This window comes from Shewanella sp. SM21, from assembly GCF_025654335.1.
Lineage (GTDB): Bacteria > Pseudomonadota > Gammaproteobacteria > Enterobacterales > Shewanellaceae > Shewanella > Shewanella oncorhynchi.
Genome location: NZ_JAKKRL010000013.1, coordinates 20,669 through 46,948 on the forward strand (window position 1 = coordinate 20,669; position 26,280 = coordinate 46,948).

The following is a 26,280-nucleotide window of genomic DNA, read 5'->3' on the forward strand; positions in this document are numbered from 1 at the left end:
CACAAATACAGTGAAACGTCTCTTTATCAGTTTATATCTGCTACTCAGTCTCAGCGTGCTTGGGATTGGCTGGACACTCGACAGCCTGTGGCAGAAGAATGTTGATGACAATAATGCCCTCGATGCGCCGTTAGTGGCATTAGCGCAATTATTAGCGGAATTACCTCCCGATGCCCGCCAACGGTATCTGGAGGCGATCCCTGCGAACCCTGTGATGCCACTGCAATTACTCAATGCAGATCAAGTCGCACTGGCAGATAATCAAGCTTTAAGCACAAGCAAGGTGTTCACCACCACGGCCAATGATGATAGCTTGCTGCAATTTATTCGAGTAGACGATCAAGTCTTAATGGCGGGGCCGCTGGACATAGATCCCAGAGCCAACCTTCGCAGCCTGTTCACCCTGTTCTTTTATTTATCACTCGCCCTTGTTGCGCTAATTTGGGTCGGCCCGCTTTCACGGGATTTGAGCATACTGCGTAAGGCCACCAAAGAATTTGGCGAAGCCAAATGGGACACGCGGATTACCCTGTCAAATCGCTCCCAAGTTAAGCCCTTAGCCAATACGTTTAACGAAATGGCGCGACATATCAGCGCCTTGATTGAGAACCAGAAACACCTTTCTAATGCGGTATCCCATGAGATCCGCACGCCACTGGCGAGGCTCAAATTCGCTCTTGCACTTATGCCTATGTATTGTCAGCCAGATTCGGACGAACAGAAGCGACAAGACTTTCTCGATGAAATGCAGCTCGACATCAAAGAAATGGAAGACTTACTTCAAGAACTGCTGACCTACGCCAGCTTAGAGTCACAGCGAGAAGGTATCCAGTTGGATGAGTACGATTTAATTAATCTCATCAATCAAAGTATTAAGCGCCTAGAAACCTTAAGTCCAACGCCTATAACGCTCAAGGCCGAAGTCGAAAAACTGCCCTTATTCGGAGAACCCGCATTAATCGAACGGGCGCTACAGAATTTACTGACCAATGCTCAACGCTTTGCTCGCACTGAAATCATCATTGAAGTTAAGCAGACCCAGCACAGGATCAATTTAAGTGTGACTAACGACGGCGAACCTATCCCTGCGGTGGATTTACCGAAAGTGTTCGAGCCATTTTATCGCAGCCAATCGGTACAGAATGGCAATAAAGGACATGGTTTAGGCCTTGCGATCATCAAACGGATTATGCAACGACATCAAGGGAATGTGAGTGTTACAAGTGATGCACAACATACTCGATTTAGTTTAATCTGGCCGAAAAAACGTAAGCTGTAATAGGAATCGAGATGAGACTATTACAAGTCAGTCATGAATCCCACTCGCGAATACAAAAAACGAGTTAAACAAGTCAATTCAACCTATTAGTCTAGCTCGAAGCCACCAAAATCCAGATCGGCTTCAGGCTCAGGCTCAAAATTCAACTGTGGGTTTAACGCTGCCCTTTCTTGCTCTATTTGCGCTTGCCGTGCTTTCATCATCGCTAACTGGCGACGGCGTTTACGTTGAGTGCACAGCCGAATGACATCGTACTTTTGCGCATCTGAAAACGTTAACCAATTGAATCTTTCGTCACGGCTTCGCAGGCAACCATTACAGTAACCACGCGCATCGGTAACACACACACCGATACAAGGACTCGGGATATCAAAAAAGGCTAACTGTTCCATAACCCGCCGCTATTCCTATCTAAAAATGAACCATACTCAAAACGACCCGCGCTAAAAAAGATACCGTTGGATTGCATTCAAAGCGATTCAAATACAACACACTTATCTAAAGTACTTGCAGAAACAACCTTAATCAAGGCACATTGAACAGAGTTTGTACAACTTGGAGCACTATCATGGGATACCGTCACTTTGCCAGTCTGCTCGTCGCTGTTGCCTTATTAAGCGCTTGCAGCAGTAAACCGAAAAACGATTATGATCTCAATTACGACTTCACCGCACTACGCAGCTTTACCCAGTTAACACCACAGCCGACGGATGACCCGTTAAGCGCCCAGCGTATTCAAGTAGAAATTAACAACCAATTGACTCAAAAAGGGTTTGTAGAAAATACAGCGTCGCCCGACTTTAACGTCGCCTACGCCTTACTCACCCAAGATAAGCCCAAAGATTCAGGGCTATCCATTGGATTAGGCACAGGCACATTCGGAAATTCGGGCGGGATTGGCATAGGCACCAGTGTTGGCGTGCCGCTGGGGAGTGATACCGCTAAAATTCAAACCATTCAGATAGATATTGTCGATCCTAAGACCAAAGCTCTTATTTGGCGTGGCAGCGACAGCTATGATTTCGATGCAGGCGGTAACGAGAAAGCCCAAGATACCGCCAAAGCCGTCAACCGAATTTTGACGCAATTCCCACCGAAAAAATGATCACGTTTTAAAGGGTAAAAATGGGCGCGTCTCGCCCATTTTCACCCATCAAACATTCATATCGCTCAATATGCTTAGAGTAAAAATCTAGGACTCAGGAAAAAAGCCCTGACGAAAGGTAACGATCGCCCCTATCACAGACAATCGCCACGACCACAGAACCCGGATATTGTTTAGCAATCTCCAGCGCAGCAAACACGGCACCGCCCGAACTGACTCCAGCACAAATCCCTTCCTCTCGCGCTAAGGTTCTCGCCATGGCTTTTGCATCTTGCTCTTCAATATCCATAACTAAATCAACCCAAGAAGCATCAAAAATACCAGGCAAATATGCCTGCGGCCAACGCCGAATCCCTGGAATAGCACTGCCATCGGCGGGCTGAAGACCGACGATAGTGATGTCGGGATTACAAGTTTTAAGGTATTTGGACACACCCATTATGGTACCTGTCGTCCCCATACTTGACACAAAGTGGGTAATTTTGCCTAGACTCTGTTGCCAGATCTCAGGGCCTGTCGTGAGGAAATGGGCATTAGCGTTATCTTGGTTATTAAATTGATCCAGCACCTTACCTTTGCCTTCGCTTTGTAACTGCAGCGCCAAATCCCGCGCAGTCTCCATGTTATCCACTAGCATGAGCTCTGCGCCATAGGCTTGCATCGCATCCTTACGCTCTTGAGTCGAATTATTCGGCATAATCAGGATCATCTTGTATCCTTTGATTGCCGCCGCCATCGCCAGCGCAATCCCAGTATTGCCACTCGTTGCCTCAATAAGCGTATCACCAGGGCTTATTTCTTGGCGAAGTTCGGCCTGAATAATCATATTGAGTGCAGGACGATCTTTTACTGAACCCGCGGGGTTATTGCCTTCCAATTTTAATAGTACAGTGGAAGTACCACAGTTAAGCCGCTGCAAGCGAACCAGCGGAGTTTGCCCGATGCAGGCTTCAATTGTCGGAAAGTCAGACACTAGGATTATCCTTTACTTGATAAAAACAACTAAGCGATAGCCTATTCTAAGTCGGTTACCACTGACAAACACGGTGAATACTGCTTATAACATAAAATAAATCGCTCATAGTTATTCAAAAAAGTTCTATTCAACTGGCTTTTTATAAACAATTAATTCTATTACTCTAGGTGCCATAACGCTGACAAAATTGCCAGATTAAGGAGTTAAAAATGTCCGTAAAATTGATAAAGGCCCTGCTAGGAACCCTCATTCTGGGAACCTCACTCAATGTGACTGCCGCAGATCAAACCCTGCTTAATTCCTCTTATGATATCGCACGGGAATTATTCAATGCCTACAACCCCGTTTTTGCCAAACATTGGGAAGAGAAAACAGGTAAAACCGTCGAAATTAAACAATCCCATGCAGGATCATCTGCACAGGCACGCTCGATTCTGCAGGGATTACCCGCAGATGTGGTAACGTTTAATCAAGTGACAGACGTACAAGTTCTGCACGATCGCGGTAAATTGATCCCAGAAAATTGGCAACAATTACTGCCTAACGCCAGTTCGCCTTACTATTCCACCATTGCATTTTTGGTGCGTAAGGGTAACCCAAAGCAAATCAGCGACTGGGGCGATTTAGCGAGAGATGACGTTAAACTGGTCTTTCCTAACCCAAAAACCTCTGGTAATGCTCGCTACACTTATTTAGCCGCATTAGGTTATGCTCAGAAAAACTATGGTAAGGATAATCAGGCTAAACTGGATCAATTCCTGAAAAAATTCCTCGGTAATGTCGCAGTATTTGATACAGGCGGCCGCGGTGCGACCACCTCCTTTGTTGAACGTGGGATCGGTGATGTATTAATTACCTTTGAATCGGAAGTGAACAATATCCGCCAGCAGTATGGTACGGACGATTACCAAGTGGTTGTACCAAAAACCTCGATTCTGGCAGAGTTCCCCGTCGCTGTGGTTGAGAAAAATGCTAAGCGTAACGGTACACAGGAACTCGCAACTGAGTATTTGAATTATCTCTACAGCGAAGAAGCGCAACGTCTACTGGCAGGATTCAGCTATCGTGTACACAACGAAAAGGTAAAAGCTGAGTTTGCTAAGCAGTTCCCTACCGTTGACCTGCTAACTGTTGAGCAAATCATCGGTGGTTGGGATAATGCCATGAAAACGCAGTTTGCTAACGGTACAAAACTCGATGAGCTATTAAAGCGCTGATATCGTCCTTAATGTAGTAAGATATCAACATTGAACCCGAGCAAAGTCTCGGGTTTATCGCTAATTGGCATTTATCAATCAAGATTGCATCCAACAAATGGCTTGAGCCAACAACGAGCGAACCGTATAAATAGTATTGGTTTAACGCAATTAACCTGATCGGGTGATTATTCTGTGATTTTTAATAACGGGCGTTTACGCCATAAGCGGGTTCTTCCCGGTTTTACCATCAGCTTAGGTGTGTCCCTACTGTTTGTCAGCCTAATCCTATTATTGCCAACCACAGGCCTAATCATGCAGACCAGTTCAATGAGCTGGTCCGAATACTGGGGCGTGATTGCCGATCCCAGAGTGGTTGCCAGTTACCGAGTCACCATACTATCGGCGCTCGCGGCATCATTATTTAACTGCCTTTTCGGATTATTACTCGCATGGGTACTCGTGCGTTATGAATTTCCCGGCAAACGCATTTTAGATGCCTTGGTAGATTTACCCTTTGCCTTGCCGACCGCCGTTGCCGGTATCACCTTAGCCACCCTTTATGCGGAAAACGGCCAAATCGGTAGTCTATTAGCTGAATGGGGCATAAAAGTCGCCTACACCCCGCTAGGCATAGTGGTCGCGATGATTTTCACCAGTATTCCCTTTGTGGTTCGTACGGTACAACCCGTTCTCGAAGAGTTATCCCACGAGGAAGAAGAAGCGGGAATGACACTTGGCGCCTCGGATCGTTCGGTATTCTGGCGGGTTATTTTGCCCTCCCTTTGGCCAGCATTAATGATTGGAACGGCACTGTCTTTTACCCGCAGTCTGGGTGAGTTTGGTGCAGTGATCTTTATCGCTGGCAATATGCCCTATATCAGTGAAATCACTTCGTTAATGATCTTTGTCCGCCTGCAAGAATTTGATTTTGCAGGTGCCAGCGCCATTGCCTCAGTGGTTCTGATGACCTCGTTACTGCTATTACTGCTGATAAACCTGTGGCAGGCGCGTTATCTGCGCCGCATTCATGGACGATAAGGAGCAAATATGAACTCATTTAAACCCTTAAGAGTCGGTGAAGCACCCCTGATCAAATGGAGCCTTATTACCCTCGCCGTGTTCTTAGGCTTGCTCTTGTTGCTATTGCCGCTAGTGAGTATTTTTCAGCAGGCGTTTGTCGGAGGTTGGGAGCGTTATATTGGGCACCTAACTCAACCGGATTCGCTGCATGCGATTGGTTTAACACTGATGGTGGCAGCACTCACAGTACCAATCAATTTAGTGTTCGGAATCATGCTGGCATGGAGCGTGACTCGTTTTGAATTCCCCGGTCGCAAATTACTGATCACGCTAATTGATATTCCATTTGCGGTCTCCCCTGTCGTCGCAGGTTTGCTCTATTTACTGCTCTATGGCAACAGTGGCTGGCTGGGCGAATGGCTATATGAGCACGATCTGCAGATCATGTTTGCTTGGCCGGGAATACTATTAGTGACCATTTTTGTCACTTGCCCCTTTGTAGCCAGAGAACTGATCCCATTGATGCAACAACAGGGCGCATCGGAAGAAGAAGCTGCAGTGATCCTCGGAGCGTCATGGTGGCAACTTTTTCGCCGCGTGACCCTACCCAACATCAAATGGGCACTGATTTACGGTGTAATCCTCACCAATGCCAGAGCCGTAGGAGAATTTGGTGCCGTTGCTGTCGTGTCTGGCAATATTCGCGGCGAAACCAATACCTTACCTTTACATGTGCAATTATTGTACGAAGATTATCAGGCCGAAGCCGCCTTCGCGAGCGCGTCATTACTGGCCCTGATCGCCCTATTTACCCTAATGCTAAAAGCCGTAGTGGAATGGCGGCAACAACGCAGTTTAACCGCCAATGACAATAAAGAGCAGAGCCAACTATGAGTATTCGTCTTACTAATATTTCCAAGAAATTTGGCCAATTTCAGGCGCTTTCCCCACTTAATCTCGATATTCAAGAAGGGGAAATGATTGGTCTGCTAGGACCATCAGGTTCAGGCAAAACCACACTGCTGCGGATTATTGCCGGTCTTGAAGGAGCCGATAGCGGCCAAATTCAATTCGGCAACCGAGATGTCACTCAAGTGCATGTGCGTGAAAGACGCGTAGGTTTTGTGTTTCAAAACTACGCGCTGTTTCGCCATATGACGGTCGCCGATAACGTCGCCTTTGGACTCGAAGTCATGCCGAAAAAACAAAGGCCTTCGGCGGCAGAAATTCATAAGCGAGTGACACAGCTGCTAGAAACAGTACAACTAGGCCATCTAGCACAGCGCTATCCTGAACAACTCTCGGGAGGACAAAAACAGCGCATTGCGTTGGCCCGTGCACTCGCAACCCAACCAGAAGTCTTGCTACTGGATGAACCCTTTGGCGCCTTAGATGCTAAAGTGCGTAAAGAACTACGCCGCTGGCTACGCAGCCTGCATGATGAATTGAAATTCACCAGCGTGTTTGTGACCCACGATCAGGATGAGGCGCTTGAGCTCTCAGATAGAGTGGTAGTGATGAGCAATGGTCATATAGAGCAGATTAATACACCTGCTGAGCTATACTCACACCCCAATAGTCGCTTTGTGTTTGATTTTCTTGGTAACGTCAATGTCTTTGAAGCCAGTTGGCAACAAAAACGTTGGGAAAATGGTCAAGCATTTTTAACACCCCCAGAACAGCAAACACTGCAGCAAGATGGTGTTCTCTATGTACGCAGTCACGAATTAGCGCTGTCAAATAAGCCCAATAGTCAGGCCAATTTGCCGTTCAATATTGTCGCCATGACCCCCATTGGCGCCGAAGTAAGACTGGAATTAGCCCCACACGGCTGGCATAGCGAAGAACTGTGGGAAGCCAAATTTACCCACCATAATCTGCAGGAACTCGGGTTGCAAAAAGGCAGTGTGGTTTACGCCACCCCAAGAACAGCTTACTTCTTTGGTGCGCAGGGTGAGAGTTCACCGACGCGTCTAAGTTGGCCATTCCTGACTCCGGGCAGTCTCGCCTTTGATATCTAACCTGAGCTCGGGATAAGCAGAGCCGCTGAATAGGCATCTTTTCGGGCCTCTCTGCGTTGCTCTGTCTAACCATAGCTAGCTATGGCGTACGACAGAGCGCCTTGATATGCGCAAAAATCTGCGCATTCAGTCAGAAAATAGATTTTTCTTTTCAAACCAATAATTTATATCATTGATTTAATTTGTTAAATTTAGATTTTTCGACACTCATTATCCCGAGTTCAGGTTATCTAATGTCATCATGATAGGAATAAGCAGCATTAGCGGTACCACAGGGAGTGGATACCGCTAAGATTCAAACCAATTGTCACGCCAACACTAAAGCACTCATTAGGCATTGCCGCGACAGCTTTTGGTGATAGCGACAGCTTTGATTTTTGATGCAAGCGGTAACGAGAAATCCCAAGATACCGCCAAAAACGTCAGCTAGATCTTGGTGCTGTCCCCTCCGAAGAAGTGATTAATCATGGATGGCATATACAGCCCATCCATGTTGAATCAATAGAGCTGATAAGCAGATTTACATCTAACAATCAATATATTAGATGTTTATAACAAATAATTATTGCAGAAGTACTCATAAAATCAGCGGGTAAACGAATTAACTAACCGAGGTTAATAATTCCAATTTCAGCCTATACATTTCATCAACTGACACCACTTTCACGCTGCTTATTTCAATAGAACCTTCTTTCGCCCATAAAAATGGATAAAAACTCAGGCATTTATCTGTAGCTATCTGTGAATAGGTTTTTTGAAAGCGCTCTTTACCTAAACTCGCATAAAACTCATTGATTCTCTTTGTAGCTGACCATTGAAAAAAATCTGCGAACCCGATTTCTAACCCTTCCCAATGAATTGAGTCTGGCGACCAATAGTATATATTCCCAACATCTGCGCCTAAACCGCCGCCGTTGATAGCAAAAAATCCACCAACTACGTCATTCGCCACTAAAAGATAATGTGCACTTCTATTCCAATCAGTAAGGTTTCTAGACAATCTTTCATGTCCAGAGCCGAAAAAACGAATCCATCCATTGTCGATCAAAATCCCACCGGTTTCGTAGGCAATTGCCCCTAATACCGAACGAGTCGATACCTGAAGTGATTCAAGTACTTCAACCCGATCCTTTGAAGGCGGCAGTATCTCTACACAATGCTCAGCACCAGCAACCATTTCATTGACTACTTTTATGCCAGAGTCTTCGATATCAATCAGTTCATATATACTTTTCAATCTCTTATCCTTGTATCACTAATATCCAGTAAAACGACTCATCATTCATAACTGTACCTTGGGAATCTCGAAAATAACTAAGCCAATATAGCGTTTAAAAATGCTAGTTAGCACTCATGGAACCAAGCAAAAATCTTACTCATGGGCATTCACGGTTCGGCCTGCAGCCCATTGTCGTAGCGCATTGATTTTATCGCTCATGACCACAGATAAAGGCCGTGTCTTACTAAGTTCTTCAAGTAATAACACTTGGTCGACACTGCACTCGACACTTCTTGCGGTATACATGGCAGCAATAACCGCTTGTTCGATTTCGGCGCCGGAAAATCCTTTGCTGCGAGCCGATAATTGGGCGAGATCTAAGCTCGCCACATCGATTCCACGGCGCTTACAGTGGATTAAGAAGATGGCTTTGCGTATAGCTTCGTCGGGTAAATCGACAAAAAAGATTTCATCCATCCTGCCCTTTCGCATCAACTCTGGCGGCAGAACTTGAATATCATTAGCGGTAGCCACCACAAACACTTCAGATTTACGCTCCGCCATCCAAGTGAGTAAGGTGCCGAGGATCCGCGTCGATGTTCCCTCATCACTGCTACTCCCGCTTAAGCCTTTTTCAATTTCATCTATCCAAAGCACACAGGGCGACATCATGTCAGCCAGATCCAGTGCATTACGCAGGTTCTTCTCAGTTTCACCTATGTATTTGTTATATAAGGCTGCCATATCGAGTCTGAGCAAAGGTCGTTGCCAGACGCCCGCAACTGCCTTAGCCGCGAGGCTCTTACCACTGCCCTGAACGCCGAGCAGCAAAATCCCCTTGGGCGCATCGAGCGCCTTGGTGTGTTGAACAGAAATCGGCTTATCGCCTTGGTCAAGGGTGCTGACAGCCGCTATGGGCGCGCTGCTTGAGCCATTTTTTAAGATTATGCAGGCCAGCGACCTGCGAGAAATCACTGGTGTCGTATTCAAATTGCAACACGCCATTTAAGTCGAGTAACTGAAACTTAGCTTTATTGATAGCATCAATATCTGACAAGGTAACAGCACCATCATCGACTATGGCTTTACGCACCAGACGGCGGGCATCGTCTAAGGTCACGCCCCGCAGATTCTCCGCTAATTTGACCACTGCGATATCATCGACCAGTAACGGCGTGCCTTGTTGACGAATTTTATCGACCTCAAGGTAGATCAGGTTTTGCAATTGCACTGTGCTTGGTAAGGTTAATTGAAAATAGGCGCAATAACGTTTGATTTCGGGCGGGATATCAAAGGCATGGCTCACCAGCACTAATGTGTGTTGCAGCGTCTCGTACTCGAGGGCGATTTCTTTGAGTAAACGGACATTCTTTGGCGCATCGATCACAAAGGGATGAAAGTCGCACAGTACATAAATCCCCTGCTGCGAGGTTGATTTAATTTGCCCAAGCAAATCTGTGGGTTCACTATTAAACTTTTGCGCCGCCATAGGTTTATCGACCCGTGCTAAACCTTGGGTAATGCTCCAAGTAAACACAGGTTGATAAAGCACACTGGCGACCCGTTTAAGTAACTCGACCACGCGATATTCTTCATAGGTTTCAATCACTACGATTGGCGTATTGGAGCGCAGCACTGAGGTTAAATCGTGAATATCTTGCATGCTTTCAAATTCCTTTTTATTCACCCAAAAATGTGTCACAAAAAAGTCCAGCGAACTGGACTTGATACAACAGACAAAAGTTAACCGATTAAGGGTTAATGTCCATCAAAAAACAAGTAATTCAGCCAACCTTGCATCCTCAGCAATACTTTACGCATCACAGCGACATGATGGAAATGTTCAGTATAAATTGCAACCTGCCCAGAAACACCCGCAGGAAATTGCGTACGGATAGCATCATCTTCGATATCAATCAGCACAATAACGCGACCATTTTGAAATAAACGAGCCGATGACTGCAGCGCGCCGCCCATTTGAACTTCACCTTCAGCCATAGCGGGTAATATTTTCGCCACTTTTCCCTTAAAGATTTGTCCTGGAGCGGCATCCAATATCACTTCAGCTTCATCACCTTCCTGCAAACGCATTAACGAGTTTTGCCAGAATGCCCCCGCAAAGTAGCGCTGCTCGTCGGGAATAAAGCTCATTACGGGACGTAATGGTAAAGGCACTGCCATCGCTCCCGCACGAAGTGCCATTTGCGTCACCACACCATCTGCAGGTGCCCGCACGACGGTCTGTTCTAAATCGTAGAGTGCACTGGCTACATCAGCTTGCAAGCCAGCTACTTTGGTATTAACACCATCAATATTAGATTCATAGGCCAGCCGGACACGCAGTTCTTCAGCATTCGCGACAGTCAGTTGTGCCTCTGAGGCTAAGTACAATTGACGCCTATTATCGAGTTCCAGTTCAGTAAAAGGCGAATTCGCGCCCCCTTTCTTGCGGCCTAACTCATAACGCTCGAAGGCAGATTTATTACGGTCTTTATCGGCCCTAGCGCGCTCTACATTAGCCTTAGCAGACTCCCACGCCGCGGCGAGTTGTGGCACTTGGAGCTCTGCTTCCATCAAAGCTGCGCGTTTACGTTTAACAACGGCCTCGAAGGGAATAGGATCGAGACGAAATAACACATCCCCTTGTTTAACTGGCACATTAGGCAGCACTTCCACCGAAGTCACTAAGCCTTTTACTGCGGGGGTGATAGGGATAGTGACAAAATATTCACGGGCAAAACGAGAATAAGGATGGTTGTAATTCATCACGAGCAATAAGGTACCAATAATGAACACTCCACCCAGCACTGCGGTGGGAACAGTCCATTTATTCATCGGAATTTTAAAGACTTTAAAGATAGCAATACACACGGCCGCATAGGTGAGTATGAGTAATAAATCCATGTTATACCTCAACTTTGTCTGTTTTTATCGCATCCACAGCAGGCGCTATATTCATGGGAGTTATTTGCTCTAACTGTTCAAGCCGAGTCTGAAGCCCTCTGACCGTCTCGCGCAATGAATTCACATCCTCCTCTAAAACTAATTCTCGCTTCATTACAGTATTGAACCCCCAACCGCGATCTTCACGGTATAAAGTCGCCCAGATCCATAAAAATGGCCAAATTGCATGTAGGGTGAATAGACTCACCCACCCGGCGATATGTAATGCATCTTGCTGGGGATGATTACGCTTTTTGGCTATTTCATAGGGGATATCATGAATGGCAATGACACCATAAAACATAATAATGATGACAAAAAACAAAATACCTAACGCAAAGTAATCTAAGAACATCTGCATCTCCTTGTATTAATAATATGTATTCCATCCCAAAGATTAGTGGATGGTCTCCAAACATGCTACCAACATGACATTAACATTTGAGTTTACTCTCAACCTCAGCCCCAATATTAACCAAAGATATGCTGTTTCGTTTTTGCCCCCAGTGATCCGGGACACACTTGTCGATTTACTCCATGATCCTAAAGCCTGTTCAGGCTAAACTAGCCACATCATTGCGGCATAGAACGCAAGCATAAAACTCATCATCCCTACAATCTCAAAGGTACCCACACATGATAGGCACTCCCTACACTGAGGGCGCACGACGCGCCATGTTGCTCGGCTGCGGTGAACTTGGCAAAGAAGTTGCCATTGAACTACAACGCTTAGGCGTTGAAGTGATTGGCGTTGACCGTTACGCCAACGCCCCCGCCATGCAAGTCGCGCATCGCTCCCATGTGATCAATATGCTCGATGCCAACGCCCTGCGTGCGGTTATCGAGTTAGAAAAACCGCACTTAGTCATCCCAGAGATTGAAGCCATCGCCACCCAAACCTTAGTGGACATGGAAGCCGAAGGGGTAAATATTATCCCGACTGCTCGGGCAACAAAGCTCACTATGGACAGGGAAGGTATTCGTCGCCTCGCCGCTGAAACCTTAGGTTTACCAACCTCGCCATATTTTTTCTGTGATACCGAAACCGAATTTAATCAAGCGATTAGTGAAATTGGCGTGCCCTGTGTGGTGAAGCCAGTCATGAGTTCCTCGGGCAAAGGCCAAAGCGTTATTCGCGATATCGCCCTCAGCCATAAAGCATGGCAATACGCCCAAGAAGGCGGACGCGCCGGCAGCGGTCGCGTGATAGTCGAAGGCTTTATTCCCTTCGATTATGAAATCACCCTGTTAACCATCAGCGCAGTCAACGGCATACACTTTTGTGCGCCTATTGGCCACAGGCAAGAAGATGGCGATTATCGCGAGTCATGGCAGCCACAAGTCATGTCCGATGAAGTGCTAGCAAAATCCCAAGCGATTGCGAGCAAAGTCGTCGAAGCCCTTGGCGGTTATGGACTATTTGGCGTAGAACTGTTTGTTAAAGCCAATGAAGTGTATTTCTCTGAAGTCTCGCCAAGACCCCACGACACAGGCTTAGTCACACTCATCAGCCAAGACTTATCGGAATTTGCCCTGCATGTTAGAGCGATTCTCGGCCTGCCTATTCCCAATATCCATCAGCATGGTCCAAGTGCCTCGGCGGTGATTTTGGCCGAAGGCATCTCAAGCAATATCCGCTATCAAGGGATTGGTGCGGCATTAGAAGCGGTCAATACTCAGCTTAGATTATTCGCCAAACCCGATATTGATGGTCGCCGCCGTTTAGGTGTCGCGCTTGCCCGTGATATCGATATCGACAGCGCAATCAGCAAAGCACTCGATAGCGCCAGTAAAGTGAATGTCATCTTTTAAGCGGGTTTAGCCGTTTAAAATTGGCTTTAAGCACAAGCAACACATCAAAGGGAAATGCGCTTTAATGCCATTTCCCTTTTTCAACACAGAGCCGCACCAATAAAAAGTGACCGTCTCCAATAGGCGGAGTAAACTAGCGCCCTTTCTTGCTAGCCCTCATCTTAAGTTGCGGCTTAACCCAGATAAGTAAAACCAACAGTAGACCCCAATATGCATCTTCAGCCTTCTTGCTTTACCTCTTTCACACAAGCCATTGATGCCTATGCCCTGCCGCAACATTTTACCTTTCCTTTCTATTACGAACCGCATCCATTGTGCGTGATCGCAGCCAACGAATTACAACGCCACCTTGAGACTCAAAACGATTGGCAACATAACTTTGGCCTCACGGGGGAGTTAACCGGTGCCATTGGTAAAATGTTTGGTGTGCTTTTAGTGCAAGATCCGCAGGGAGAAGTGGGCTATTTGTCGGCATTTTCGGGCAAGTTAGCTGAGCAGAACCATTGGCCACGCTTCGTTCCACCTGTGTTTGATATGCTGGCTAAGGACAATTTTTTCCACGCCGAAAATCTGCAAATCAACCAAATTAACGAGCAGCTACTTGCAGTAGAAAATCACCCCGATATTCCTCGGCTATCGAACGAACTCAACGCTGAGCAAGCTCAAGCACAAGCCAAGCTTGCCGCCCACAGGCAAGTGATGATCGACGGCCGTCAATCCCGCAAGACGCAGCGCAATCAACTCGCAGTGCAATGGGCTGCCAATCCAACTGATGAGACTTTACGTGAAAATACTGCAATCGAAGCTAAACTCAGCCAAGAAAGTATTAATGAAAAGAATCAGTTAAGAGATATTAAACGCTATTGGGATGAGCGTATCCATGCCATCAGCCAAGCGTTAACTCTGCTCACTGATAAGCGTGACGCGTTAAGACTACAGCGTAAACAGCTCTCGGCGGCGCTGCAGCAAAAGCTGTTTGAGCAGTATCGTTTTTTGAATATTCGCGGCTCAGAAAAAAGCCTTAACGGCATATTTAACGGGACGGTTGAGTTAACACCGCCCGCAGGCTCGGGAGAATGTGCCGCCCCTAAGTTGCTACATTACGCCTTTAAACACGGTCTTAAACCATTGGCGATTGCCGAATTTTGGTGGGGGGCGCCGCCAAAATCAGAAATTCGCCAACATAAGCAGTTTTATCCTGCCTGTCTGCGTAAATGCCAACCTATCTTGGGGCATATGCTCGAAGGGCTTGTTGTCGATGAAAATCCGCTGCTGACGAACCCCGCCGAAGGCAAAACCTTAAGCATCCTCTACCAAGACGAGGCGATGGCGATTGTGAACAAACCCGCCGAATTTTTATCAGTGCCCGGCAAAGAAATTGAAGACTCAGTGTATTCGCGCATGCGGCAAACGTTTCCCAATTCCACTGGGCCACTCATCGTCCACAGGCTCGATATGTCGACCTCGGGATTAATGGTGATCGCATTGACAAAAGACGCCCATAAACAGCTGCAAAAACAGTTTATCCAGCGCACAGTGACTAAACGTTATGTGGCACTTTTAGCAGGGATCCCTACAGCAATGGCAGATAAACAGGCAGCGGGACAAATCTCTTTACCTCTGCGTGGCGATTTAGACGATAGACCGAGGCAACTCGTTTGCCATGAGTTTGGCAAAGCGGCCCAAACCTATTGGGAATTAAGCCATATCGATGAAATGGCACGTACAGCCCGCGTATATCTATCCCCCAAAACGGGCCGAACCCATCAACTCAGAGTTCACTGCGCCCACTCAGAAGGGCTAAATACGCCCATTTTGGGTGACGATCTGTACGGCACTCGCGCCAATCGCCTGCATCTGCATGCAGATTTATTGATACTTCAACATCCCGTCACCCGTGAACAGATGCGCTTTCAAGTCGATCCTGATTTTTGAGATCTGAGTTCTGATATTGATTAACAAGGCACCAAAAGGAAAACCAAGCTTAGTGGGCATTATCAGAAGTTTGACCGCGATGTATAAGTGGCATTTTTCGGGCATAGTAATGCCTCACTCAAAACGGAATCGACAGCGGTAGTATGGGCATAGGCAATCTGGTTAAAAACATAAACCGAAATCAATGGTTCTTATTTGCTTTGTTGAGCGCCACCGTATTTATGAGCGCCTGTCAGCCAGCATCGAACGCTAATGAAACCACGGCTAGCCCAAATACCAGTGTCGCAGTAAAAGCCGCTACAGAAGCAACAACGCTTCGAGCGCCACTTTCGCAGGAAGTCTATATCTGGCAGCGCCAATGGCGCCCCGCCAATCAAACGGCATTAGTGCAAAGCCAAGGTGCATTCCAAGGATTACGTATTTTAGCGCTGCAAGCGCATCCAAAACCCAATGGCGCAGACATTTGGTTTGAAGTTGCGGTCAATCATGCTTGGTTGCAGGCGGATCCTAGGCCAAAAATTGCCGTGATTCGCTTAGATGGTCAGTTCGTGCATTTAAATGATGAACAAGTGATCAATAAAATCAACCAAGTACTAGCAACTTGGCAGGCAAAAGGCACGCACATCGCGGGGGTTGAAATCGACCACGACAGTGCCAACAGTAAACTGCCAGCCTATCGGGATTTTCTTACAAAGCTTAAAGCGCAGTTACCCACAGAACTCAAACTCAGCATTACTGCACTGCCCGCTTGGCTCAATAGTGCCGATTTCCCCGCATTACTCACCAGTATTGATGAACTCGTGCTACAAATTCACAGCGTAAGCGATCCACGCCTCGGGCTATTCGATGCGACTCAAGGTTGGCAGTGGGTGCAGCAACTTTCAAATATCAGCACTGTGCCTTACCTTATTGCACTCCCCGCCTATGGTTCGGCGGTCATCAGTACAGCTTCAGATTATAAAGTTGAAAGTGAAACACCGCTGCGCGATCAACTCAAATCAGTCAATGTAGTACAGGAACTGATGGCCGATCCTCTAGTATTACAAGCCTTTGTGCAAAAACTACACACTCAAAAAGATGCCAAACTCAGAGGCATTATCTGGTTTCGGCTGCCGCTGGAAGGGGATAAAAGGGTTTGGCCACTCGACACCTTAATCGCCGTTGCACAGCAAGGTGAACTTGCCGCTAAGATTGAATTAGTGATCTCAAGCGATAACAAGGCCACAACTCAAACGATATTAGCCGCTGAAAATAAGCCAAAAAATCTGGAAATCCACAAGCAACAGCTATTCCAACTGAGCTTAATGAATCACGGTAATATTGCAGGTGAAATTCCTCCTATTTTGTCGCTAGCGGGACAAGCTTGCAGCGGGTATGATGCGCAAAATGGCTATAGCGTAATACAAAAAGATGGGCTGTTAACGTGGCAATGGCGAGCTGAGAATACAGCAGCGTTGACACCAACCAAAACAGTTTCACGCACTGCAATCATGCCTATGCCGCAATCAAACAGAGACATTCAAACACACATGCTCAACCCTGGCGGCCAAAAAGTGATAGGCTGGGCACGTTGTGAGTCATTATATTTACAGGGAATTTATGCGCCATAAGCCAAAACTATCATTTATCATGGCAACACCCAATCGGGCTTTTATGCTTAAAAAGACCACGCTCATTTGTTTAAGCTTATTTTCCCCTATGCTATTGGCCTGCGGCCCCGATTTTCCTTTGCAACTCACTCAGGATAGGCAGAGCAATCTCAGTTATTTACCGCAAACCTCTTTCAGCCAGCAGCTCACCGCCCTCGCAAAACCTTTGCCTTGGCAGTATCAAGATGCACCCGCTGCACAGGAATATCTCTGGGATGAAGTGCATAGCCGTTATCTTTCACAAACTCGCGCCTTTGAAAACAGCGAGTTAAGTGACGCCCATTTAGCTTTAGTGAACACTTTGCGGGATGCAACGGGCCCCATTGAAGCCGAGCAAATGGCCGCTAAGTTAGACAAAGATCTACCACAAGCGCTAACTTGGTACACTTTAGGTGCCGTAGCGTTTGAAGCAAAAGATTATGAGAGGGCGAGTAACTATTTCAGCAAAATCATTAAATTACCACAAAACGAACGCGCATCTCGTAGCCTGTGGGCACTCTATTCGCTGTCGCGTATTGAGCTTATCTTAAGCAAGACTTCGGCTGATCCTGAACATTTTAATCGTGCCAATGCTTACCTGACACAATTACAAACCGAAGTCGCACAAGGCGCCGCCGATCCCCTGCGTTTGAGTTTAGCGAGCTTAGGTGAACAAGCCTATATCCTGCTACACCAAGGCCAGCCGCTCCCGCAATTGGCCAATCAAGCTACAGGTGAAACTGAGTCAGAGCTGCAAATGACTCTCACCCCTGATGCACTGAATAAAGCTATTGAGCTCTATGCCACCCAATCGGTACAGGGCGATAGCGGCGGTTATGATTCCTTATTGATGTTAAGCCGCACTTTGATGGGTAAAGAGATTGCTGAACTTAAGCCGCTACTGCAACAGGCGAGCGTGCAGCAGTTATTGATTGCCTATTGGCAAAGCAGCACTAATGAATTCGCCTACAATGGCCAGCTTTCAGAAATGGGATTAAAGGTTGCTGAGCTCCTTAAAGTATTTCCAACCGATGGCTTACAGCTCAACCATGGCGATAAATTAGCGGCGATTTATTACCAGTTAGGGGATTATGCCAGTGCTGAGCGCCTATTAACGCTAGCGAAACCGAGCGGCCTCACTTGGTGGCTCAACGCAAAATTAATGCTACAAAAGGGCGATCAAGCAGAAGCTGCCAAGGCCTATGCTCAGGCAGCGCGTCACTTCCCAGAGCAACTCAATAAGATCTCGACCACAGTTGACGCTAAAGAAACTCAGCAACAAGCCATTAATGCCGATGAAGATACAGCCACTTACTGTCGTATTCGTGCAGAGCAAGGGGTGTTGTCACTAGAGCGTGGCGAATATGTCGATGCGCTCAGTCACTTACTCGCCAGCGGTGATGAGTACTGGCAAGACATCGCCTATGTGGCGGAGCGCGTGCTCACCACGGCTGAACTTAAGTTATTTGTCGACGAACATGTGCCATTTATCGCCTTTGAATACCCTAAAGACAGCGACTGGTACGATAATATTGAGCCAATTAACAACCGCTTGCGCTACTTGCTAGGTCGCAGGCTATTACGCGAAGGCGCGATAGCTGAAGCGCCAGTTTACTTCCCTAATCCTAAACTGAATGCCAGCGCCCTTGCCTACGGCACAGAGTTGAATGCAGCGAAAAAAACAAAAGGCATTGATAGCGCGAAAGCCTATTGGGCTGTTGCCGAACTTGCCCGCCACCAAGGCATGGAACTCTTAGGATTTGAATTAGCCCCGGATTACACTATTTACCAAGGTGTGTTCGATCTAAGTGATTGGAATGAGCCGAGCAAACTGGCTGAGAAAGAACAACTGCGGATCAGCGCCAGCCAAGCAATTCCCGATAAACGCTTCCATTATCGCTACACGGCAGCAGAACTAGCCAACAAGGCATCGGATCATGTGCCCCACAACAGCCAAGCCTATGCAGCGCTACTCTGCCAAGCCACAGGTTGGGTATTGTATCGAGATCAAGAGCTTGCCCTGCGTTACTACAAAAAATACGTCGCCAACGGCCCCTTTGTGCCTTGGGCCGAGAACTTTGGTTTGCAATGTGAAGCGCCCGATTTTGACAGTGCAGTAAAACGAGCGCAGGCGAATGAAATGGCAGAATGGAACGCCCTGTACCACAAGCTGAAAAAGCCCGTCGTATTTGGCATATTAGCCATCACAGGCTTATTGGGTGTGTGGTGGATGCGTAGAAGAAAGACTCAATAATAAATAACCATTTACGTCTTTCTCTCTCAACGTCGATATGATGAAAAGAGAGGAAGACGCATACCGCTTTACTTGTTCACGCAGTTAATCACTTCCCCCTTCAAATAACCGTTCAAATTCGCCACTGCGATATTGAGTAGACTTTGCCTTGCTTCCTTCGTCGCCCACGCATTATGGGGGCTGATGCTGATATTAGGCGCACGCAATAAGGGATTATCTGCAGTGGGCGGCTCAGTCGATAACACATCCACGCCGGCAAATAACTTGCCTTGAGCCAGCGCAGCAGCAAGCGCGGCTTCATCAATTAATCCACCGCGCGCTGTATTAATCAGCAACGCATTAGGCTTCATCAAGGCGAGGGTTTGTTGATTGATAAATTGCTCAGTTTCTGGAGTAAGCGGACAATGGAGCGAAATAATATCTGATTCGCTAAGCACAGTATCACGTTGCGCCCACGTCACGCCTTGGGGTAAATCCTTGATAACTGAGCGAGTATTGACAAGAACTTTCATCCCGAATGCGAGGGCGAGTGTTCCCACCTGCTGACCGATATCGCCATAACCTATTAAGCCTAAAGTCTTGCCTTTTAAAGATTGCAACGGCATTAAAGTAAAACAAAAATCTTGGCAGTTCACCCACAGACCATCGACCACAGCTTGATGATGGGCGGCCACGGCTTGGGTGTGATGCAGAATATGGGCAAACACCATTTGCGCAACGGCATCAGGAGCATAAGCGGGCACATTAGTGACCACTATACCTTGCGCTTTAGCTGCCGCGATATCGACAACGTTCGTGCCCGTAGCCAATACGCCTATGTATTTGAGACTAGGAAGTTGTGCTAGCGTCTTTGCAGTCAACGGCGTTTTATTGGTGAGAATGACTTCAGCACCTTGGGCTCGCGCGACAATATCAGCGCCACTTGTGCGGGAAAAACACGCAAACTCGCCTAATTCATTTAAGGATTGCCAACTGAGATCGCCAGGATTTAAGGTTTCACCATCAAGTACGACTATTTTCATGCCACTAAATCTCCTTTTAAGACGATGCGTTAGATCTAAAAACTGACTTTGAGCCCAAGGTTAGCCTGAGCCTGCCACATCACATCCGACGTAATGTGCCATAGGCATTCATCTTCATTGCAAAACAGCGAAGTGTCACTGTTGATAAACGTCGCATAACCCCGAATATCCGCAAACAAGCCAAAGTGTGGCGTCACTTGATACTCTACCCCGCCACCAATCCCCATGGAGAAACGCGTTTCGCTCGACCAACCGCTGGGCAGCATGCGGGTGATTCCCGCGCTGGCGGTGACATAGGGCTGGATATCGCCACGGGGGAAATATAAAGTGCCACCCAAATGGATATAATCTAAATCTAACGAGGTAAGAAAGTCTGGCGTAAACAAGCCGCCACTTTTCAGTTCAGAGGCTTGATGACTATATAAAAGATAAATATTACCGGGATCATTCGTACCAATACCCACCATCAAACCGTAATGGCTCGACTCCTCGACCTTCACATCGGCCTTATTACCCGTTTGATCTGTGTTGACCTCATATTGATTCACATCAAATTGACCGCCCCCCAGACTATAACCACCAAAAGGAGCGATAAATACCTCGGCCTGCGTAGACATAGCCACAGGTAACAAACTCGCCAACAGCAACAAACGGTAAGTGTTTTTCATAATGAATTCCTTATCTTTTACAAAAACCAATTTAATCAAGGCTAACGCATACCGCGCTCAGACTTGACTCTGTCATAGGCTGCTTGAATATCCTGAGCCTTACGATTAGCTAGCTCCATCATTTCCGGTGGCAACCCTTTCGCCACTAACTTATCGGGATGATGTTCATTCATCAATTTACGGTAAGCCCGTTTAACTTCTTGGTCGCTAGCTTCGTTCGTAATGCCAAGTAAACTGTAGGCATCAGTAATCGATGTTTTATTGCCACTCGATGTTTGATGGAAACGAAACTCCGCCTGCCAGCGTTTAAGTAATTCATCTAACTGCGCTCGACCATAACCTAACTCTTGAGCAATCGTCATCAAGATAGCGTGCTCAGCAGGATCCAATTCACCATCAGACAGTGCCGTTTGGATCTGGATTTCGATGAACATCTGCACTAACTCTTTGCGTCCCATCGTAATAACACGGAAAGCTTGTAAGCTGCTGCGCAAATCAAAATCCGCCGATTTACCCTCACGAAATGCCTGTTGCGCCTCTTTACGGGCTTCCCCCGTTAAACGCATTTGATCCATTAATAAGGTCGCAATGCGAATATCGGTTTCGGTAACATGTCCTGATGCTTTCGCCACATGCCCCATTACTGCAAATGTGGTATTAAAGAAAATGGCTTGGCGATTCTTAGCCTGCCCTAGAATCTGTCGAAAACCCACGCCCGATGCCGCACGCTTATCGTAAAGATGACCGAGCCACAAACCTAGCAGTGCACCAAAAATACGGCCGAACATAAAGCCAATGACAAATCCAAAAAACTTACCCCAAAGCCGCATCTTATTTCCTGATTTCTATTATGTATTTGATGCACTAGCTTAATCCTATGGATATGCCAGCACCGAAATTTACTTGTTACTTTGTAACCTTAGTTCAAGCGCTTGCAATCGTGCAATGGTACCGACATCACACCAAAATCCATTAAACAAGGCACCACTAACTCTGTCTTGAGCCATTTGCGATCGGAGCAACGGCCCCAGTGCAAAGGCGCCCTGCGGCGTGTCATGAAATAACGCTGGGTGATAAATACCCATGCCCGAAAACGTGTGCTTAACATCGCCACGCTCCTGCACTTGATGACCATTCAAAGCAAAATCGCCATTTGGATGCTGCTCAGGATTAGGCACTAACCATAAGTGAGCGAGCCTATCCGCAGCCAGTTGCGTGATTGGCGGTAAAGCATCAATAAACACATCACCATTAATCACTAAAAAAGGTTCGTCGCTTCCGTCCTCACACAATAAAGGCAAAGCGCGTTTAATGCCGCCGCCGGTTTCAAGCGCACTCTCTTCGGCGCTATACCGAATGCGCACCCCAAAAGTGCTGCCATCGCCCAGAGCTTCGACTAACTTATGCCCTAGCCAAGCATGGTTGATGACGATATCGACTATGCCTATCGCGGCAAGTTTTTCAATATGATAAACAATCAGCGGCTTACCTAACACTGGCACCATAGGTTTAGGCAAACTATCCGTTAACGGCCGTAACCTTTCCCCTCGTCCAGCGGCCAAGATCATGGCTTTCATTGCTTAACCTCAGATGAAGACTGACTCACAGTAAACGCAGGTAACACACGACGAGTTAACCAGTGTGCAAATGGCACGAGTTCGGGATACTGCAGCGAGATGTCGACAATATACGTTAATGTCAGTGGAATATCCGCCATATACGCAGGTTTACTATCGCGATAGTTTAACCGTGCAAAAATCCCTACCGCCTTAATGTGACGCTGTAAGCCCATGAGATCAAACCAAGTTTGATATTGCTCAAAAGGAGTCTGTGCAGGAATAAAACCAAGCGCTAATGCTTGCTGATAATGATACCGCATCAAGCCTGCAACTAACGGCTGTGGCCAACGAATATAACAATCGCGTAGTAGTGATACCGCATCGTAAGTCACAGGACCAACGACAGCATCCTGAAAATCAATCACGCACAGCTTGTCCGCTTGCAGCATAAGATTACGGCTATGGAAATCCCTATGCATTCCCACACTAGGTTGAGATAACGCATTGCCGACGAGGCGATCAAAAGTATCATTCAGCAATTGCAACTCTGCCGCGTCCAAAGACAAATTAAGATGTGTTCCTAACAGCCACTCAGTAAAAATGTGTAATTCACGGCGCACAAAGGCTTCATCGTAGTTAGGTAATGCCTGTACTAAACCACTATCAAGATTCTTGCACTCAATTACAGCGGCCACTTGCGGTAATAAATCGAGCGCCTGACGGTAAAACCGTTCAACATTTTGTACCGTCAATACAGATAAGAGTTGAGTATCGCCCAAATCACTCATCAACATAAAACCCAGATCGGCATCGGCGTGGATTACTTTTGGAACTGTCAGCCCCACGGCTGAATAAGCATTCGACAGGGCAATAAAGGGGGCGATAGGCACTAGCTGCGGCGGTGAATCGGCGGCGATAAAGGTAGCATCAGGCATCGAAATCCGAAAGTAACGCCTAAAACTTGCGTCTCCGGAAATCAACACAGGCATCACCTCACAGGAAAAATAAGCATTCAGCCACTGATTAAGGGAAAGAAATCTCGGATCGGATAAAGTCATTTCATGGCTCTTAAAGAAAAATTGCTTTATTATAGCTGGCATAGAATTTGGAAACAGCTAAGAAATTGAGAGATTTATTAAGCGATGTTGCGTTTGTCAATTGCAACTTTCCCCATCCATACTTGTCCAGAATAAGAAATCATAATTACTGACCTAAAGATGCAGATCCGATACCTTCTGGCCCTGAGCCTGTTACCGCAATTAGTCCTGGCAGACGACTCTCTAACCGCTTCGGCATCCCAATGCTTAATCGAACCGCCAGTACCCCGTATCGTATCTCAAACCCAAGGGATGAGTGCGGCTGAACTCAACAAAATTCGTATTGCGTCTGATAACACCAATGCCGAAATGGGGAAGCAGGCGATTTTCCGTGGCGATGTGGTTTTTAGCCAAGGCGATAGGCACATAGCAGCCGATGAGGCGATTTTAGATCAAGCTACTGAACAGTTTGATGCCAATGGTAATTTAGTCTTTCAAGACAGTAACTTCACCGTTACAGCCGAATCCTTACAAGCTCAAATGCGGACAAACCGTGCCACCCTTAAAGGCGCACAATATTGGATCCATGGCCAACAAGTTCACGGTGATGCCGAAAAACTGCAAATTACTATCAATAACAATTTAATTTTAACGAATACCAACTTCACTACTTGCCCTCCTGACAATGTGTCTTGGCTACTCGAGGCCGAAAAGATCAAGATCAACAGTGAAGAAGAATGGGGCGAAATTTGGAATGCCAAACTAAGAATTGGTGGTGTACCTGTATTCTATATCCCCTACATGACAGTCCCCGTTTCAGACAAACGTAAATCTGGCTTTCTCTACCCTAGTTTTAGCACTAGCACTACTGATGGTGTCGAAATTTCCGCACCCTATTATTGGAATATTGCCCCAGAGTACGATTTAACATTTACACCTAGCTATATGTCAAACCGTGGTTTATTCACTAAAACAGAGTTTGGTTATCTGGCGGGTGAGGCCCAAAATGGCCGAGTCAATTTAGAATATCTAGGCAATGACAAATTGATCGATGGTAGCCCGAATCGCTACTTATATAACTGGCAGCATCAAGGAGCGATCGACAAAAATTGGCGCGTATTAGCGAATTTTACCGATGTATCAGATAACAATTATTTCAATGACTTAAAGTCAGATGTTAACCGTGCAACCGATAACCAGTTATCACGCATAGGTGAAATCAGCTACTTCGAAAGTAACTGGGATCTAAGCACCCGAGTACAAGATATTAAAGTACTGGGTGAGGATGAAAAACCATATCAAGTCATGCCTCAGGTTAACTTTAACTATCGCGCTGCTGATTTTTGGAACAATTTAGATTTTGGTTTCAATTCGGAGCTAACGAATTTTGCCCATCAGGACAACAATGTTAATACGGCGACTCGTTTGTACATGTCACCAAGCGTAACTCTGCCAATACATGGGCCTTCAGGCTCGCTCACCAGTCAAGTTAAGTTGATGCAGACCAATTATTGGCAGCATAACGAAGATCCAGACATAGTTGTTGACGACACAGTGAATCGCACCATCCCGCAAGTACGGATTAATGGTCAAATCAACTTCGAACGTTTTACTGAGCTTTTCGATCAAAACTACCGCCAAACGCTCGAGCCACAATTTCAATATCTTTATGTCGGCTACGAAGACCAACGCAACATAGGCATTTATGATACGGCTCAATTACAGGACGACTACTTTGGCCTATTCCGTGATCGTCGCTTCTCGGGTCTGGATCGGATTTCCGATGCAAATCAAGTCACTCTAGGTGTTACCACACGCCTGTTTGATAGTCACAACCAAGAAGCCACTAAATTCAGCCTAGGACAAATTTTTTACCTGCAAGACAGTAAAGTCGGTTACGAAGACAGTATTTTTGAGTCTAATCAATCAACTTCAGTACTTGCTGCAGAGGTAGATACCCGCTTGTCCCATGATTGGTATATGGGGGCTGCGATTCAGTACGATACCAACACCAGTGACAATAAAAAATCCGAAATCACCTTAGATTTCAGACCTGAAGCGAATAAATTGCTGCAATTTAGCTATCGCTATGTCCCAGATTTATTGAACTCAAATACCAATGATACAGTGAACATCTCCCAAGCGGGCGTTCGTGGCGCTTGGCCAATCAGTGATGACCTCTACTTTGTTGGTAATTGGTATTATGACCTTAACGAAAGTCGCAGTATTGAAACTTACACAGGTATCCAGTACGAATCATGCTGTTACGCAGTAAGACTTAGTTATCATTACCGCATTAAAACCAACTATGACGACAATATAGGTTCTGCCACAATTGATCCTCGTGAGCAGTTTGATAGTGGTATCTACCTGAACTTAATCATTAAGGGACTCGGTGGTTCTGGCCCATTAGGCGTATCCGATATGCTCAATGACGGCCTGTTTAACTACAGAAAACCGCTTTATCTGAGGAATTAGCAAAGAATTGTGATAGATTGCTGAACCTCAACAAGGACTCAGAGTCCAAACAGATTAATGAGTGCTTTACCGTTCACCTTTTGCTAAAGCGAATAAAAGCGGATCTTAAGGTCTAACCTTGCACT

21 protein-coding genes and 1 pseudogene are annotated in these 26,280 nt (G+C 46.5%); 11 read left to right on the forward strand and 11 right to left on the reverse strand.

Features of this window, described 5'->3' with window-relative positions; translation table 11 throughout:
• Positions 1-10: 10 nt before the first annotated feature.
• Positions 11-1,279 carry an ATP-binding protein gene (locus tag L5L94_RS16830; RefSeq protein WP_263164175.1) on the forward strand — a complete coding sequence of 423 codons (1,269 nt, stop codon included), beginning with the start codon at positions 11-13 and terminating at the stop codon, positions 1,277-1,279.
• Between the two features lie 86 nt (positions 1,280-1,365).
• Here the strand turns inward: L5L94_RS16830 and L5L94_RS16835 are convergent, their stop codons facing one another.
• The gene (locus L5L94_RS16835; RefSeq protein ID WP_028759256.1) at positions 1,366-1,671 is read right to left on the reverse strand and encodes a DUF1289 domain-containing protein; all 306 of its coding nucleotides are present in this window, start codon (positions 1,669-1,671) and stop codon (positions 1,366-1,368) included.
• A gap of 176 nt (positions 1,672-1,847) precedes the next feature.
• On the opposite strand from L5L94_RS16835, the gene L5L94_RS16840 reads away from it, so the two are divergent.
• Entirely contained in the window at positions 1,848-2,384 is a 537-nt protein-coding gene (locus tag L5L94_RS16840; protein ID WP_198573002.1) for a DUF4136 domain-containing protein, read from the forward strand.
• A gap of 94 nt (positions 2,385-2,478) precedes the next feature.
• Here the strand turns inward: L5L94_RS16840 and cysM are convergent, their stop codons facing one another.
• Positions 2,479-3,357, reverse strand: coding sequence for a cysteine synthase CysM (gene cysM / locus L5L94_RS16845; RefSeq protein WP_263164178.1), 879 nt, complete (start codon positions 3,355-3,357; stop codon positions 2,479-2,481).
• Between the two features lie 212 nt (positions 3,358-3,569).
• On the opposite strand from cysM, the gene cysP reads away from it, so the two are divergent.
• The 4 genes from cysP (at position 3,570) to L5L94_RS16865 (ending at position 7,600) form a co-directional block, all read left to right on the forward strand.
• Positions 3,570-4,577, forward strand: a complete 1,008-nt coding sequence (cysP, locus tag L5L94_RS16850) for a thiosulfate ABC transporter substrate-binding protein CysP (RefSeq protein ID WP_263164180.1) — start codon at positions 3,570-3,572, stop codon at positions 4,575-4,577.
• 174 nt (positions 4,578-4,751) lie between these two features.
• Complete coding sequence (cysT, locus tag L5L94_RS16855; protein WP_105249982.1) at positions 4,752-5,597, forward strand: sulfate/thiosulfate ABC transporter permease CysT; 846 nt, start codon at positions 4,752-4,754, stop codon at positions 5,595-5,597.
• 9 nt (positions 5,598-5,606) lie between these two features.
• A complete protein-coding gene (gene cysW, locus L5L94_RS16860; RefSeq protein WP_263164181.1) occupies positions 5,607-6,473 on the forward strand; it encodes a sulfate ABC transporter permease subunit CysW in 867 nt (288 codons plus the stop codon).
• Positions 6,470-7,600, forward strand: coding sequence for a sulfate/molybdate ABC transporter ATP-binding protein (locus L5L94_RS16865; protein ID WP_131523841.1), 1,131 nt, complete (start codon positions 6,470-6,472; stop codon positions 7,598-7,600). The genes cysW and L5L94_RS16865 overlap by 4 nt, the downstream gene beginning before the upstream one ends.
• Before the next feature lie 601 nt (positions 7,601-8,201).
• Here L5L94_RS16865 and L5L94_RS16870 read toward each other — a convergent pair.
• The 4 genes and pseudogenes from L5L94_RS16870 to L5L94_RS16890 form a co-directional block, all read right to left on the reverse strand.
• The gene (locus tag L5L94_RS16870) at positions 8,202-8,837 is read right to left on the reverse strand and encodes a DUF2625 domain-containing protein (RefSeq protein WP_263141545.1); all 636 of its coding nucleotides are present in this window, start codon (positions 8,835-8,837) and stop codon (positions 8,202-8,204) included.
• Between the two features lie 135 nt (positions 8,838-8,972).
• Positions 8,973-10,482: pseudogene (locus L5L94_RS21835) on the reverse strand (AAA family ATPase).
• 95 nt (positions 10,483-10,577) lie between these two features.
• Complete coding sequence (locus L5L94_RS16885) at positions 10,578-11,723, reverse strand: HlyD family secretion protein (RefSeq protein ID WP_263164186.1); 1,146 nt, start codon at positions 11,721-11,723, stop codon at positions 10,578-10,580.
• A 1-nt stretch (position 11,724) separates the two neighbouring features.
• Complete coding sequence (locus L5L94_RS16890) at positions 11,725-12,117, reverse strand: DUF3302 domain-containing protein (RefSeq protein ID WP_028759246.1); 393 nt, start codon at positions 12,115-12,117, stop codon at positions 11,725-11,727.
• Between the two features lie 281 nt (positions 12,118-12,398).
• Here L5L94_RS16890 and purT point away from each other — a divergent pair, with 281 nt between their 5' ends.
• The 4 genes from purT (at position 12,399) to L5L94_RS16910 (ending at position 19,391) form a co-directional block, all read left to right on the forward strand.
• Positions 12,399-13,574, forward strand: a complete 1,176-nt coding sequence (purT, locus tag L5L94_RS16895; RefSeq protein WP_263164187.1) for a formate-dependent phosphoribosylglycinamide formyltransferase — start codon at positions 12,399-12,401, stop codon at positions 13,572-13,574.
• Between the two features lie 210 nt (positions 13,575-13,784).
• A complete protein-coding gene (locus L5L94_RS16900) occupies positions 13,785-15,509 on the forward strand; it encodes an RluA family pseudouridine synthase (protein ID WP_263164189.1) in 1,725 nt (574 codons plus the stop codon).
• Positions 15,510-15,652: 143 nt separating this feature from the next.
• On the forward strand, positions 15,653-17,119 hold the full coding sequence (locus L5L94_RS16905; protein ID WP_263164190.1) for a DUF3142 domain-containing protein: 1,467 nt from the start codon (positions 15,653-15,655) through the stop codon (positions 17,117-17,119).
• Positions 17,109-19,391, forward strand: a complete 2,283-nt coding sequence (locus tag L5L94_RS16910) for a hypothetical protein (RefSeq protein ID WP_263164191.1) — start codon at positions 17,109-17,111, stop codon at positions 19,389-19,391. Before L5L94_RS16905 ends, L5L94_RS16910 begins: the two co-directional genes overlap by 11 nt.
• Before the next feature lie 68 nt (positions 19,392-19,459).
• On the opposite strand, the gene L5L94_RS16915 is transcribed toward L5L94_RS16910, so the two are convergent.
• The 5 genes from L5L94_RS16915 to L5L94_RS16935 all read right to left on the reverse strand — a co-directional run bounded on the left by L5L94_RS16915 (position 19,460) and on the right by L5L94_RS16935 (position 23,740).
• Positions 19,460-20,413 carry a D-2-hydroxyacid dehydrogenase gene (locus tag L5L94_RS16915; RefSeq protein WP_219250290.1) on the reverse strand — a complete coding sequence of 318 codons (954 nt, stop codon included), beginning with the start codon at positions 20,411-20,413 and terminating at the stop codon, positions 19,460-19,462.
• A gap of 35 nt (positions 20,414-20,448) precedes the next feature.
• Positions 20,449-21,081 (reverse strand): outer membrane beta-barrel protein, encoded by a 633-nt coding sequence (locus L5L94_RS16920; RefSeq protein ID WP_198572993.1) that lies wholly within the window; start codon positions 21,079-21,081, stop codon positions 20,449-20,451.
• 41 nt (positions 21,082-21,122) lie between these two features.
• Positions 21,123-21,911, reverse strand: coding sequence for a co-chaperone DjlA (gene djlA, locus L5L94_RS16925; RefSeq protein ID WP_113939902.1), 789 nt, complete (start codon positions 21,909-21,911; stop codon positions 21,123-21,125).
• Positions 21,912-21,980: 69 nt separating this feature from the next.
• On the reverse strand, positions 21,981-22,658 hold the full coding sequence (gene murU, locus L5L94_RS16930; RefSeq protein ID WP_219250291.1) for an N-acetylmuramate alpha-1-phosphate uridylyltransferase MurU: 678 nt from the start codon (positions 22,656-22,658) through the stop codon (positions 21,981-21,983).
• Positions 22,655-23,740, reverse strand: a complete 1,086-nt coding sequence (locus L5L94_RS16935; protein WP_263164196.1) for an aminoglycoside phosphotransferase family protein — start codon at positions 23,738-23,740, stop codon at positions 22,655-22,657. Before L5L94_RS16935 ends, murU begins: the two co-directional genes overlap by 4 nt.
• A 117-nt stretch (positions 23,741-23,857) precedes the next feature.
• Between L5L94_RS16935 and lptD the strand changes: the two genes are divergently transcribed.
• Positions 23,858-26,155, forward strand: a complete 2,298-nt coding sequence (lptD, locus tag L5L94_RS16940) for an LPS assembly protein LptD (RefSeq protein WP_263164198.1) — start codon at positions 23,858-23,860, stop codon at positions 26,153-26,155.
• Positions 26,156-26,280: the final 125 nt, after the last annotated feature.

Coding starts and splice junctions, on each gene's coding strand:
- L5L94_RS16835 (WP_028759256.1), bottom strand. CDS start 1,671: ATGGAACAGTTAGCCTTTTTTGATATCCCGAGTCCTTGTATCGGTGTG.
- L5L94_RS16840 (WP_198573002.1), top strand. CDS start 1,848: ATGGGATACCGTCACTTTGCCAGTCTGCTCGTCGCTGTTGCCTTATTA.
- cysP (WP_263164180.1), top strand. CDS start 3,570: ATGTCCGTAAAATTGATAAAGGCCCTGCTAGGAACCCTCATTCTGGGA.
- cysW (WP_263164181.1), top strand. CDS start 5,607: ATGAACTCATTTAAACCCTTAAGAGTCGGTGAAGCACCCCTGATCAAA.
- L5L94_RS16865 (WP_131523841.1), top strand. CDS start 6,470: ATGAGTATTCGTCTTACTAATATTTCCAAGAAATTTGGCCAATTTCAG.
- L5L94_RS16885 (WP_263164186.1), bottom strand. CDS start 11,723: ATGGATTTATTACTCATACTCACCTATGCGGCCGTGTGTATTGCTATC.
- L5L94_RS16890 (WP_028759246.1), bottom strand. CDS start 12,117: ATGTTCTTAGATTACTTTGCGTTAGGTATTTTGTTTTTTGTCATCATT.
- purT (WP_263164187.1), top strand. CDS start 12,399: ATGATAGGCACTCCCTACACTGAGGGCGCACGACGCGCCATGTTGCTC.
- L5L94_RS16900 (WP_263164189.1), top strand. CDS start 13,785: ATGCATCTTCAGCCTTCTTGCTTTACCTCTTTCACACAAGCCATTGAT.
- L5L94_RS16905 (WP_263164190.1), top strand. CDS start 15,653: ATGGGCATAGGCAATCTGGTTAAAAACATAAACCGAAATCAATGGTTC.
- L5L94_RS16910 (WP_263164191.1), top strand. CDS start 17,109: ATGCGCCATAAGCCAAAACTATCATTTATCATGGCAACACCCAATCGG.
- L5L94_RS16915 (WP_219250290.1), bottom strand. CDS start 20,413: ATGAAAATAGTCGTACTTGATGGTGAAACCTTAAATCCTGGCGATCTC.
- L5L94_RS16920 (WP_198572993.1), bottom strand. CDS start 21,081: ATGAAAAACACTTACCGTTTGTTGCTGTTGGCGAGTTTGTTACCTGTG.
- djlA (WP_113939902.1), bottom strand. CDS start 21,911: ATGCGGCTTTGGGGTAAGTTTTTTGGATTTGTCATTGGCTTTATGTTC.
- murU (WP_219250291.1), bottom strand. CDS start 22,658: ATGAAAGCCATGATCTTGGCCGCTGGACGAGGGGAAAGGTTACGGCCG.
- L5L94_RS16935 (WP_263164196.1), bottom strand. CDS start 23,740: ATGCCAGCTATAATAAAGCAATTTTTCTTTAAGAGCCATGAAATGACT.
- lptD (WP_263164198.1), top strand. CDS start 23,858: ATGCAGATCCGATACCTTCTGGCCCTGAGCCTGTTACCGCAATTAGTC.